Genomic DNA, 13145 nt, shown 5'->3' on the forward strand with positions numbered 1-13145 from the left:
ACATAAGCTCGCCAAAACGAAGCCTGTTGTTAACATATTATTAGCAGTTGCTCAAAAGATAATAGCCCTGAATACTTATAAAAATCTTTGATCTCTTAGCGAAAAGTTACCAAAATTGCCCGGCGTTACTTTTTGTTACTGATATTCCGGTAAAGCTTGTATTTGTTGTTTTCGGCAATCACGTTCACGTTACCGAAATGGGCCGCGATTGTGTCGCTGTAGGGCAGGTGACGATTGGCCACTATCTGCCATACTCCTCTGTCCCTTAGCCTGTTGGCGCTGTCGGCGATAAAGCTTTCGGCAATATGGGTGGTGGCTGCCAAGCCATCGTGAAACGGCGGGTTGGAGATGATGGCGTCGAACTCGCCCTGAGTGGCGCTCAATCCATCGGATGGATAGACTTTGGCGCTCAGGCCGTTGGCCTTCAGTGTCAGCTCACAGGACAGCAGTGCCATGGCGTTGATGTCGACACAATCCAGATTAAGCTCCGGCTGGACCTTGAGCAGGGCGGCGGCAATCACTCCGGCGCCGCAGCCAAAGTCCAGTACCCGTCCCTCGAGCTTGGGCAGATGAGACAGCAACAGCTCAGTGCCCAGATCCAGGCGTTTTTCACTGAATACCCCGGCCATATTGCAGATTTGTATGTCCCCTTGGGGAGTGGGCAAGCTGTAATGGCTGACAAAGGCTTCATTATCCAGCGCAGTTGGGCTGGCGATGGCCTCGGCGGCAAACAGCAGGCAGTGACGGGCGTTGTCCAGTTTGGCCGCATTGCTGAACCAGCGGCTTTGCTGTTTGGCAAACGACTTTATCCCGCCTTTGTTTTCCCCTATGACCAGTAGTTGACCTCCCGGTTGCAGGTGCAGCGCCGCCAGTTCCAGCAGATAAGCGAGCAGCGGCTTGGCCTTGGGGTAGTAGACCACAACCGTCTCGAACCTGTCAGTATGGGGCAACTGGTGGCCAAAGTAACAATGAAGCTCGGCCTTGGCTTGCGACTTAAGCTGTTGGAAGTGATTGAAATCCAGCGCCAGGGCATCGACTCTCGGGCACAGGTTCAAAAGCTCTCTGGCGCAGCTGTCGCTCTCATGGTTGAGCAGCAGCAGGCTTTGGCCTTCAAATAGCGCACTGTTGCGCAGCAGTAATTGCGATGGCGGTGTCAGCAACATTGGGGACTTCCAAGGATAAAATCTGCCGCGCATTATAGCCAATCAGTGGCGGCAGCGGGCAAGAGTTATGGCCGGCAAACATAAAAAAAGCGGCCAAGGCCGCTTTTGGCAAGGTTAAGCATTACTGAGCAGCCCTTTGCCCTTTGGGTAGTAAGCTTATCAGTTTGGAGGCGATATCCGTGTTGTCCTGGTTGCCGATAAATAGCTCGGCGCCCGGGCCTGTGGCAAACACCTGCACATCTGTACCCGTATGGCCGCCGGTGGTCCAGCCGGTGTTGGAGCGGCGATCCACTTCCTGTTTGATAGCGCTGGCCAGCGTCTCTTTGCCTTGCATTCTGGCCTTGGTCAATTGTTCAAGCAACGCGGGTTCCAGCTCAAAACCCAGGCCTTGAGCCAGCGGCGCTTGCCAGTCTTCTGCGGTCAACGCAGCGGCGGCCAGGGTATCAATACTGGCAGACAGCCCCTTGAGCACCTCTGGGTTCCAGGCATATTTGCCCTTGCTGCCGATGGAGAGACCACCGGTATTGTGATCTGCGGTGGCCACCATCAGGGTATTGGGGTTTTGGCGCACGAACTGTTCGACCACTTCCATGGTATGGGCAAATTCATCCATCTCCGCCATGGCGGCGGCGATGTCGTTGTTGTGACCAGCCCAGTCGATCAGGCTGCCTTCAACCAGCAACACAAAGCCGTTGGGGTTTTGTGACAAGAGCTCCAGTGCCTTGCCTGTCATGGTGCTGAGGCGATGGCCATCCTTGTCGTCCAGCACCCAAGGCAGTTGCACTTCTGCAAACAGGCCCATTACCTTGGGCTGTTTGATGCTTTCAAGCGCGCTGAACTCCTGCAAAATTTGATAGCCCTTGGCATCAAACTTGGCCAGCAGCTCCTGATCGAAGTATTTCTGGCCGCCCCCCAGCATCACATCGGCATCCGTCTCCAGATACTTGTTGGCCAGCTCGACATAGTTTTTGCGACTTTCACTGTGAGACAGAAAGGCCGCCGGCGTGGCGTGATTTATCTGGGAAGTGACTGCCACTCCCGTGCTCATGCCCCGCTGCTTGGCCTTTTCCATTATGGTCGGGATCGGCTGCTTCTGGGTGTCGACCGAGATGGCGCCGTTATAGCTTTTTACTCCGGTTGCCAGCGCAGTTGCCGCGGCGGCGGAGTCGGTGACATAGCCACTGACTCTGGCGGGGTAGGTACTGGCCATACCGACCAACAGGCGATCGAATACCGTCTGTTCTATCTCTTCGGTATCCGGGTTGTCATTGAAATACCGGTAGGCGCTGGTATAAGCCGGCCCCATGCCATCACCGACCATGATCACGATATTTTGGGGTCTGGAAGGGGCGGGATTGGGCAACTGATTGGCATCGGCTGTCAGTGGCAGCAGCAATGACAGTCCCAGCAATGCGCCCGTGAGTTGGCTCAGTTTCATCAGAGTCTCATCCTTGTTGTTTTTGTTGCAGTCTTTGCTCAATGGCATTCATCAGCATGCCGGTGATATTGACATCGAAAGCCGCTTCAATCTCTTTGATGCAAGTTGGGCTGGTGACATTGATTTCGGTGAGCTTATCCCCAATCACATCCAGACCGACGAAGATCAGGCCGCGCTTTTTAAGCTCAGGGCCCAGGGCTCTGGCAATGGCCCAGTCACTTTCAGACAGAGGCTGGGCAACACCGCTGCCACCGGCCGCCAGGTTACCGCGGGTTTCACCCTTCTTGGGGATACGCGCCAAACAGTAGGGTACAGGCTCGCCGTCGATGACCAGAATACGCTTGTCACCCTTGGTGATCTCGGGAATAAACACCTGCGCCATGGCATAGTTTTGGCCGTAATCTGTCAGGGTTTCTATGATAACCCCCAGGTTGGGGTCGTCCTGCTTGACCCTGAATATGGATGTGCCGCCCATGCCGTCCAATGGCTTGAGGATCACATCGCCATGCTGGGCATGGAAAGCGCGTAACCGCTGCGGATCGCGGCTGACGAGTGTCGTGGGGGTAAACTGGCTGAACCAGGCGGTAAACAGCTTTTCATTGGCATCACGCAGGCTCTGTGGCTTATTGACTATTAATACCCCGGCCTCTTCGGCGCGCTCCAGCATGTAAGTGGCGTAGATATATTCGGTATCGAACGGTGGGTCCTTACGCATCAGAATCACATCCAGCTCCTTGAGCGGCGTGTCGGTCGCTTCACCCAACTGGTACCAATCAGTGGGATCTTCCTGAACCTTGAGCGGCCGCATCTTGGCCCAGGCTTCACCCTGCAGCAGTGCCAGATCCTGCATCTCCATATAGAAGAGCTCATAGCCGCGGGACTGCGCCGCCAACAACATGGCGAAGCTGGAGTCTTTCTTGATGTTGATATCCTTGATGGGGTCCATCACTATGCCGAGCTTGATCATGATGCCTTTCCTTTATTCGTTGCGCCCACAGGGCAGAAAATGGTTAGCCCAGATCGCCGAATCTGAGCTGCAATGCGGTAATGGCGGTTAGCGCCGCGGTTTCGGTGCGCAGTACTCTGGGGCCGAGCAGAACTTCGGTAAATGCCTGGGTTTCTGTCATGGCAATTTCCTGCTCCGACAGGCCGCCTTCCGGACCTATCAAGAGCCGCACCTTGTTGTTTGGCAGTTCAAGGCCATTGATGCCGTGAGCGGCTCTGGGATGCAGATTGAGCTTCAGTGCCGTCGTGGGCTCGGCGCACCAGGCTGCCAGCTCCATTACCGGTCTCACTTCAGGGACCCGGCTACGGCCGGATTGCTCACAGGCGCTGATAACAATTTTTTGCCACTGCTGCAGTTTCTTTTCCAACCTGTCGCCGCTGAGTTTAACGCCGCAACGCTCTGAAAACAGTGGCGTGATGGTGTTAACCCCCAACTCTACCGATTTTTGTAAGGTGAAGTCCATGCGATCGCCGCGGGAGATCACTTGCCCAAGGTGCAGATCCAGGGGGGACTCAGAGGGATTGTCCATGGCAGACAGCACGTGTACATCCACGGCTTTCTTTCCGGCGCTGACGATAGTGGCCGGATAGTCTTTGCCGTCACCATTGAACAGGCTTATCTGCTCGCCGCTGCTCATGCGCAGCACTCGGCCGACATGGGCGCTGGCGTCATCATCCAATGACAGAACTTGGCCTGGGGTTATCGGGCCTGTGTGATAAATTCTCGGCACTCTCATGCTCTGTATTCCTTAGGCTTATTCTGCGCTGCCGCTGAGGCCGCTTTGGTTGCAGGCTTTCTGCACCAATGGGTTGTGATTGCCCTGAGAGGCGGCTATTACCTGATCTCGCCGGCACTCAATAGTATCAACTGGATAGCTTTTGTCCCACGCCTTGAACAACTTTAATTGGCTGGAGGCTATCTTGAGCCCATAGGTCTGCTGCATATAAAGGTAGGTACGGGCGATGCTTCCTCTTGCCTGCGCTGGCGGTTCTGCCTTACGGCCCTTGAAGTCGACTGTCATCTGACACTGGCCATATTGGCTTGGCTTGGCGTTCCACTGACTGAACCTGAAGTTGGATCTGTCGCCATTGACCTCTCCCACGGCCGGCACCAGATTGTGCAGGTCGGCCTCCATGCGCTTAAAGGTCTTATCTTTGCTGCTGCAGTTCTTACGGCCGCCGTTTTGCCAGCACTGCAACTGATGGCCAAACTCCCAGGCAGGTACTATATGCTCCCATTCGATGCGGTTGGCACGGGTCTCTTGTTTGCGAATCTGATAACCGCAACTTGCCAAATCCGGCTGCCATTTCTTGCCTTCCATTTTGATGGCACAGCCACAGTAGAAACTGACTGCCGGCAGCGTTTGACTGTAAATCACCTTGGCGCGTTTCTTGGCTTCGGAAAAACTGCTTGGATGGCTGGGCGATGCCAGCACAGAAGAGGCTGCCAAAAGCAGCGGCAGGGCCACAAGTGGCCGCAGGTGCAATGAAATCACGCTATTCCCTAAAATCATAACTTCGGGTGCCGACAGCCGATACCTCAGGTGCCAGACTTGGAATTGTTGCAGCAGATAGTAAAAGAAGCCGCCAGGCTTGGCAACTTGGCTCAGGATGGCTGAGGGCTAAGCAGTTGGCCGCAGCGGCGGCATTGATATTTAGCCTGGCCCCGCACGACCTTGTTATGACGGCGAATGCTCAGCTCTACTACACCGCAGCCACATTGATAGGGCAGGGTTCTGGGTTTGACCGAGCTGATATCCATCGAGTGAGTGGTACGCGGCGCCAGGCCATAAATCCGCCGCATCAGGCTCTGCCATTCCTTGCCATGAGGTCGGGTCTTGCCATGTAGTTGGAAACAGAGCAGGTGACAGATTTCGTGCGGAACCACCTCATGGGTGAAGGTGTGCAGGTTTTGCTCCAGTAGTACTGGATTGAAGCGCAAGCGGTTCTCGGTTGGATGAGCGGTACCGGCGCTGCGGCCTCGCAGGGCAAAGCTGACCGAAGGGCGCTTTAGCGCTCGGCCCAGGGCGGCCTCAGCCTTGAGATAGCAAAGCTCTATTGCATCGAGCACGGCCTGCTGCGCCTCACTAGCGGCAGCTTGAGGCTGTGGCTCAGGTGCTTGGTTGTATTCAGAGGTGCCGGCGTTTTTAAGGGATCTGAACAACTGACTCAGCATGAGAAACTCAAATTGGCATTAATTGGTGGCAAATAAGCAGAGGCGCAACTGCGCCTCTGTTGAATCAGGGATTATAAACTTTTGGCCGCCGCTGTCAGCATGGCTTTGACTTGCTCGACTATCGCTTCTTCGGTAGCGGGCTCGAAACCGGCAATTCTCGGGGTATGAATATGCCCGGTGGGAATACGGCTACCGAGTTGGTTCTGCAACAGGATAGCCCGGTAGGAGATCTCGTTGGACAGGTAACCGCCGCCAGAGCCTTCCACCGAAATACTGTTTTGCAGTTCGCTCAGGCTGCTTGCCTGAAACTCGCCCCGGGAAAGAGTGCTGACAGTATGGTTGTCGTTGGCTTTCCAGCGGCCGTTTACGCTCTGCATGGCGGCTACCGGCAGGGAGAACTCGACAAACTCAGGGCCATTGAGGGTGTCGTTTTCCAGCTTGGGTGGCAGAGGTCGCTGTTTATTGGCGCCGGTGAAAACATTGCGGTTGTCCGGGGCTTCGGCGCTGCGGTTGCGGCCCGGAAAACGCTCCAGATCGAAGTCGCTGCGACCCATGCTGACAGTGACCACCATGTCGACACTCTTGTCGCGATAAACCGGGGTTAACAGCGACTCTATGATGCCCTCATCAAAGTCGGCGAAACGTACCGGGATCATCACTGTCTCTATCTGTGCCTGGCGGCCGTTAACCGAGAAGCGGTAACCATCCAATGCCAGGGCAACCAGACCTGAAGGGTTGCTCTGCTCTATATTGCGATCGAGAAAGAAGGGGTCGAATCCGGTCAGCAGTATCTTGATGCTGGCATCATCCTTAAAGTCAATATCGCTGAAGCCTCGGGATGACTTTTCCACCGCCTTGGTCAGTATTTCTCTTTGCCAGGAGGCGATATTGAACTTGGGCGACTGTTTGCCCAGCTCTGCTCGCATCTGCAACCGGCTCCAGTAAAGGGAGCGGTCGTCGCTGTGACCTGACTGCACATCTCTGACCGCCTGTTGCCACAGGCGTTGCCCCTGGTGCGCCACCATCTGGGTAACCTTGAGCTCATCGGTATGTTGGCGGTATTTCGTTACCAGATCATCTGTCAATGCATGATAGCGCTGGACGACTTGAGGCATTTTTTCGTTGGCGGCAGGCAGGCGATCCTCTTCGACACCGGCCTGAGCCGACAGAGAAACCAGAGTACCCGACAGCAGGGCTATGGCCAGGCTGGGCTTAAACATGGCAGTTCCTTTCGCTTATAGAGTTGTAAAGTTAGGGAAGGTGCGAATAAGTCCTCGTGGCACTCTGGCTTGCACAGCAATTGGCGTTCAAGGCATCTGACGGAAGGCATGCCGGGGCCTGTCGAAGTCAGATAACGCAGAGAGCCGGTTGCTGTGAAAGCCCCGAAGGGCGTGGTTTACAGGTCTGCCTGCTGTGTTGTGCTTCTTGCAAAGGACTAAGGCCATTTGCTGCGAACCACGCCTTGCATCCAGGCCTGTAAGCCGACGCAGAGCACACATGGGACTTGTTTGCACCTTCCTCAAGTATGCAACACTCGTCAGCAACTGGAAAGCTATCTGTTACCTTGCCAGATTGTTGCCACAATTGAGCAGGGCTTTGCCAGACCATTATTCACCCCAGGGCTGTATGCTTGTTGCTTTGACCGCCGGGAATAATAGGGGAATGAGATGAATAAAGGTTTGCACAGAAAGCGCCTGAGTAAGCGTTTGCTGCTGCCCATGTTGCTGTGTTTATTGGCTCAACAAACGCAGGCTGTGGCAGCTGAGCAGACCAAGGTCAGTGACGTCGGCTCTGAGGTCACGGCCGAGGGTTGGCAAGAGGTACGCCGCTGGGACAAGCTGTTCGAGTCCGCAGGTGTTAAAGGCAGTTTACTGCTTTGGGATCAAAAGCGTTCTTTGGGGCTCTCCAACAATCTAAGTCGCGCCGCCGAAGGCTTTATTCCGGCTTCCACCTTCAAGATCCCCTCCAGCCTTATTGCGTTGGAAACCGGGGCGGTGCGCGATGAAACCAGTCGTTTTAGCTGGGACGGAAAGGTTCGTGAAATTGCCGCCTGGAACAGGGACCAGAGTTTTCGCACCGCAATGAAGTACTCTGTGGTGCCTGTGTATCAGCAGTTGGCCAGGGAGATAGGCCCCAAAGTGATGGCGGCTATGGTGCGGCAGCTGGAATATGGCAATCAGGATATCGGTGGCCAAGCGGACAGCTTCTGGCTCGACGGCCAACTGAGAATTACAGCATTTCAACAAGTGGATTTTCTAAGGCAACTGCATGACAACAAGTTACCTGTGTCCGAGCGCAGCCAGCGAATTGTCAAACAGATGATGCTGACCGAAGCGAGTACTGACTATATTATTCGCGCCAAGACAGGCTATGGTGTGCGGCGTACGCCGGCCATAGGTTGGTGGGTCGGTTGGTTGGAGTTGGACGACAACACTGTCTATTTCGCCATTAACCTGGATCTGGCCTCGGCCGGCCAGTTACCGTTACGCCAACAACTGGTGAAACAGGTGCTCAAGCAGGAACAGCTGCTGCCTTGAGTCTGGCTGGCACGGAATAGATAACCAAGACATAAGTCAGAGAAGGCCAACTTGTGTGCTGTGTTATTGATTCATATATAAGACCCCGGCCAAGGCTGCAACGTAGTTCACTAAAGCGGAGTTGCCTTGTGATTAACAGGATATCGGGTCTTTGATATTTTTACCGCCCTAGGCCGATTTGGCTTAGGGCGTTTGTCTATAAACAGGATGGACAAGTCTCCTCGCAGACTGTTTAGACGCTTCGGCGTATTACCTGGTGACACCGCTTTGCTCATGACTTTGAGCTGACTTGCGATGAACTGACAAGCGTACTTAAAGCTGATTTCATTGGGCATTCGACCATGCTCTACTGCCGCCTGACTCGCTTCTCGTCTCACCAAGTTATAACCAAGCAGCAGCCCCCATAACTCTTGATAGACAAGTTCGACAGTCTTACTCCTCAGCACTAACGCATTGTGTTGCATCGAACTTTTTATGTCTCGATACCCTAATTCAATTTCCCATCGCTCGTGGTAAAGCGCCGCGACTGCTCCCGCATCGTACTGCTCTCTGGGAAGAGACGTAAATACGGTTTTTGGCTTACCTTGTACCTGATAAGTCACGGCTCTCACTTGCCATGTTTCAGGTAGGTTAGGATTTTTCTTGCGTGCTTGTGGAGAGACTTTCATTTCGACTCGCATGTCGTCACTCTCTTCATCGTCCAGAAGGGTGTATTTCACCCCTTTCTTCGCCGGTAACAACCAATGTCTGTTAGCACCACTATTTTGGAGAGAAAGAAGTAAGCCTGCTCCATAAAAACCCTTATCCAATAAGGTCACGGAGTTATCCGGTAAGGAGTCAATAAAGGGCATAGCAAGAGGAATTTCGCCTCGACGATAAGGGCTTATAGCGGCATCGACAATGACATGAGAGCGAACATTCATCATGGTCACCACCCTTAATACTGGATGAGGCGTCTGTCTGTCACTGGATGTATTCCCTGACCCAAAATGGTCTCTTAGTTCCGGTGTGTCAGCGGTTCGAAAAAGCGCGCCATCCACAGCAAAGACCTGCAAACCTTGCCAAGTATCCTCAGGATAACGCTCTACCCCCCCCCACCTATGGCTGCATTGCCTAAACAACCATTCTGGAGCTGCTTTGCCAAGGCGTTGCCTTGCTTGCGTTAAAGCACTTTTTGCTAACAGCTCCTCATTAGCCAACCCCTCGGCACAGACATTCATTCGCCGTGCGACTTCGGCAATCGGTTCGTTGCGGAAAAACGCCATTCCAACAATAAGCCAAAGAACCATATCACTCGGTAAACGACGTCGACGAATCGTCGCTTTATCGGAAAGTGTTGCCGCTTTAGCAATCCACTCGTCAGGAATATGCTCGGAGAAGGTGGTTAGCTGAGCGACATCAACAGGACTCTCTTCAAGAAAGTCGGCAAAATAGTTTTGAATAGACATAAAAAATCGGAAACCTATAAACAGGTTTCCGATTGTCTCTCATCAGGAGGATCGGTCAACCGATCCTTATCTGATCTACGTTGGCAATTGATGCAGGCTTTTTATCATCCTTAAACCACTGCCTCTGGCGGTATTGATGGTTTCGGTTTAAGGTTTCATCGCCCAGGCGCGGAACGACTTGCCTTTGAGCTTGCGCTCACTCAGTAATTTGACCGCGGTACTGGCGCACTCACTGCGTACCGCCACATAAGACCAGATATCCTGAATTTGTATCTTGCCCACATCGGCGCCGGTCAGGCGGTTGTCGGCTGTGATGGCGCCGAGAATATCTCCTGGGCGCAGCTTATGCTTCTTGCCGCCTTCAATGCGGATGCAGCGCATGGCCGCTCTTATCGGCGCAGAGGAAAAACTGCCGGGCTGTGGCAGTTCACTCATGGTTTGCGGGCCGAAGATATCCTCCAGCAGCGCCATTCGCATGCCATCCTTGGGGCCTACCAGGCTGACGGCCTGGCCCGAGGCACCGGCGCGGCCGGTACGACCGACCCTGTGCACATGCACTTCGGGATCGAACGCCAGTTGATAATTGATCACCAGATCCAGGGCTTCGATATCCAGCCCCCGGGCGGCGACATCTGTGGCCACCAACACCACCACGCTCTTGAGGGCAAACTGCACCAGAGCCTGATCGCGCTCGCGCTGATCCAGATCGCCATGGAGTGCACGCACGCTGAAGCCCTGCCGCTCCAGGCTGTCGGCCAGCTCCTGGGTTTCTCTTTTGGTATTGCAAAATATAACTGCACTCTCAGGTCTGTGGGCCAGTAGCAATGCTTCCACCGCTTGCAGTCTGGAGGCGGTGTCTGTCACTTCGATAAACTGCTGCGCTATGCTGAGTTGATCATGTTGCTGCTCCAACTTGATGCTGAGCGGCTTATCCATCATGGCGCGGGCCAATTCGGCAATCGGCTCCGGGAAGGTGGCGCTGAACAGCAAACTCTGGCGCTTGTCCGGCATATAGGCGCTTATCTGCTCCAGCGCATCGGCAAAGCCCATCTCCAGCATACGGTCGGCTTCATCCAACACAAGTTGCTGCAATTCGCCCAGATCCAGACGCCCCTTCTGCAGGTGGTCCAGTACCCGCCCGGGGGTGCCAACTATGATGTGCGCGCCATGTTCCAGCGAGCCTATCTGTGGCCCCACAGGCACACCGCCACACAGGGTCAGGATCTTGATGTTGTGAATGCCGCGGGCAAAACGGCGCAGCTCCTTGGCCACCTGATCGGCCAGCTCCCGGGTAGGGCAGAGCACCAGGGACTGCACCCGAAAACGTTTCACATTGAGTCGATTCAACAGCCCAAGACCGAAGGCCGCCGTTTTGCCCGAGCCGGTTTTCGCCTGAGCCAACACGTCGCGGCCTTCAATAATGGCTGGCAGGCTGGCGGCTTGAACCTGGGTCATGGCGATGAAACCAAGATCGTTCAGGGTGGCCAGCAGGGCGGGTTTCAACGGCAGGCTGGAAAAGGGTAAATCACTCAAGCTGTGTCCTATGGGCTCGCAAATGGAGCAAAAATGGTAAAGGGGTATTGTAACAGGCGGGGATGGTTTTTAGGCAGACTAATCTAGCAGCATTGAAAAAGCCCACTCGGGTGGGCTTTCAATCTCAGGCTTGATTGAGCTTAGCGCTCATTTCTTTGCCGGGAGCCGCGCGCTTGTGAGTCGCGTTGCTGTGATGTTCGGCCCTGGTTATTGCGCTGCTGACCTGAGCCGCTATTGCCCTTACCGGCGCCTTGCGGCTTACTCTCCTGGGACCGACCGCCCTGAGGCTTGGCGTTTGCGGGCTTACGTCTGGCACTTGAACCCTCGGTCTTGGCGCCCTGGGCCGGACGACGATGGCGGTTTTCAGCATTGGCCGGCTTGTTGCCATTACCTTTGTCCAGGTTGCCGCTACGCTGGCCATCCTGATGTCCCTCTTTGGGCTTTTTCGGCTTCTTGGGCTTTTTCGGGCCTATCTTGTTCGGGTTGAGTCGCGATTCCGGCAAGGCTTCCTGAGGTTCAAAGCCATTGACGATTTCACGCTCGATAGTCTTGCCGATAAGCTGCTCTATGTCTTTGAGCTGCTTGAATTCTTCCGCACTTACCAGAGACACTGCCTGACCACTGGCACCGGCGCGGCCGGTACGGCCGATGCGGTGTACATAGTCTTCGGCCACATTGGGCAGATCGAAGTTAACCACTTGCGGCAACTGATCTATATCCAGGCCGCGGGCGGCAATATCTGTGGCAACCAACACCTTAACCTTGCCACTCTTGAAATCGGCCAGTGCCTTGGTCCTGGCACCCTGGCTCTTGTTGCCGTGGATGGCGGCCGCGCCAATCCCTTTGCTATCCAGGTGCTTGGCCAGACGGTTGGCACCGTGTTTGGTGCGGGTAAACACCAGTACCTGTTGCCACTTGTACTCTTTGATAAGCGAGGTCAGCAGCGCCGATTTCTTTGACTTGTCTACCGGGTGCAACTTCTGGCTCACCCGCTCGGCGGTGCTATTGGCCGGAGCCACTGAGATCTCGGCGGGATCGTGCACCAAGCCCTTTGCCAGGCGGCGAATGTCGTCAGAGAAGGTGGCACTGAACATCAGGTTTTGTCGCTTGGCCGGCAGCAAAGCCAGAATTTTTTTGATGTCGTGAATAAAGCCCATATCCAGCATGCGGTCGGCCTCGTCCAGCACCAGCACTTCCAACTGGCCGAATTTGACGGCATTTTGTTGGTACAGATCCAACAGGCGTCCAGGTGTGGCCACCAGGATATCGACCCCTTTTCTCAAGGTCTGCATCTGTGGGTTAATGGAAACACCGCCAAAGACCACTGAGCTACGCAGATCCAGATGCTTGCCATAGAGACTGACGCTTTCGGCCACCTGAGCGGCCAGCTCACGGGTGGGTGTCAGCACCAAAGCGCGGATATGGTTGCCCCGCGGACGAATGCCACCATTGAGACGCTCCAGCAAAGGCAAGGTGAAGCCGGCGGTTTTGCCTGTCCCTGTCTGGGCGGCAGCCATCACATCCCGGCCCTGCAATACTGCGGGAATGGCCTGGGCTTGAATGGGGGATGGAGTGGAGTAACCTTGTTCGGCGACAGCGTTCAAAATCGGGGCCGACAGGCCCAGGGAGGCAAAACTCATGCAATCTTCTCAATTGACAGCGCGGAGCTGAGATATGGGAGCCGCAGTGCACAGCGTTGCGGCGAAGGCGGCAAGCTTACAGCATTTGCGGCTAAAGTGCTAATTGCAGCCAACTTGAACCCTTTTATTTTATGCTTGTCTTAATTTTTACTGTTGCAAAGCAGCCGCTTAACCTATCTTGGAAAAGCAAGAGCCAAATTCAGGC

At 54.7% G+C, this 13145-nt stretch carries 11 protein-coding genes; 1 reads left to right on the forward strand and 10 read right to left on the reverse strand.

Annotation, left to right across the window (positions count from 1 at the left end; translation table 11 throughout):
- Positions 1-125: 125 nt before the first annotated feature.
- The 7 genes from ACSHSR_RS03835 to ACSHSR_RS03865 all read right to left on the reverse strand — a co-directional run bounded on the left by ACSHSR_RS03835 (position 126) and on the right by ACSHSR_RS03865 (position 7002).
- On the reverse strand, positions 126-1160 hold the full coding sequence (locus tag ACSHSR_RS03835) for a methyltransferase (protein ID WP_418068614.1): 1035 nt from the start codon (positions 1158-1160) through the stop codon (positions 126-128).
- 124 nt (positions 1161-1284) lie between these two features.
- Positions 1285-2601, reverse strand: a complete 1317-nt coding sequence (locus ACSHSR_RS03840) for an alkaline phosphatase (RefSeq protein WP_096140987.1) — start codon at positions 2599-2601, stop codon at positions 1285-1287.
- Positions 2602-2608: 7 nt separating this feature from the next.
- Positions 2609-3568: a glutathione synthase gene (gshB, locus tag ACSHSR_RS03845; protein ID WP_025889743.1), complete on the reverse strand. Its 960-nt coding sequence runs from the start codon at positions 3566-3568 to the stop codon at positions 2609-2611.
- Between the two features lie 43 nt (positions 3569-3611).
- Positions 3612-4343: a 16S rRNA (uracil(1498)-N(3))-methyltransferase gene (gene rsmE / locus ACSHSR_RS03850; RefSeq protein ID WP_044735161.1), complete on the reverse strand. Its 732-nt coding sequence runs from the start codon at positions 4341-4343 to the stop codon at positions 3612-3614.
- A gap of 18 nt (positions 4344-4361) precedes the next feature.
- Positions 4362-5117, reverse strand: a complete 756-nt coding sequence (locus tag ACSHSR_RS03855; protein ID WP_397609132.1) for an endonuclease — start codon at positions 5115-5117, stop codon at positions 4362-4364.
- 95 nt (positions 5118-5212) lie between these two features.
- Positions 5213-5782, reverse strand: a complete 570-nt coding sequence (locus ACSHSR_RS03860; protein ID WP_044735159.1) for a SprT family zinc-dependent metalloprotease — start codon at positions 5780-5782, stop codon at positions 5213-5215.
- A gap of 71 nt (positions 5783-5853) precedes the next feature.
- Positions 5854-7002, reverse strand: coding sequence for a pyroglutamyl-peptidase I (locus tag ACSHSR_RS03865; protein WP_144191486.1), 1149 nt, complete (start codon positions 7000-7002; stop codon positions 5854-5856).
- A gap of 447 nt (positions 7003-7449) precedes the next feature.
- Here ACSHSR_RS03865 and blaOXA point away from each other — a divergent pair, with 447 nt between their 5' ends.
- Positions 7450-8319 (forward strand): OXA-55 family carbapenem-hydrolyzing class D beta-lactamase, encoded by an 870-nt coding sequence (gene blaOXA, locus ACSHSR_RS03870; RefSeq protein ID WP_028779467.1) that lies wholly within the window; start codon positions 7450-7452, stop codon positions 8317-8319.
- A gap of 110 nt (positions 8320-8429) precedes the next feature.
- Here blaOXA and ACSHSR_RS03875 read toward each other — a convergent pair whose 3' ends face one another.
- The 3 genes from ACSHSR_RS03875 to ACSHSR_RS03885 form a co-directional block, all read right to left on the reverse strand.
- A complete protein-coding gene (locus ACSHSR_RS03875) occupies positions 8430-9767 on the reverse strand; it encodes an IS4 family transposase (RefSeq protein WP_479631273.1) in 1338 nt (445 codons plus the stop codon).
- A 147-nt stretch (positions 9768-9914) separates the two neighbouring features.
- Positions 9915-11300, reverse strand: a complete 1386-nt coding sequence (gene dbpA / locus ACSHSR_RS03880) for an ATP-dependent RNA helicase DbpA (protein ID WP_479631274.1) — start codon at positions 11298-11300, stop codon at positions 9915-9917.
- 140 nt (positions 11301-11440) lie between these two features.
- Positions 11441-12940 (reverse strand): DEAD/DEAH box helicase, encoded by a 1500-nt coding sequence (locus ACSHSR_RS03885; RefSeq protein WP_144218518.1) that lies wholly within the window; start codon positions 12938-12940, stop codon positions 11441-11443.
- Positions 12941-13145: the final 205 nt, after the last annotated feature.

Source organism: Shewanella sp. VK101 (assembly GCF_056497865.1).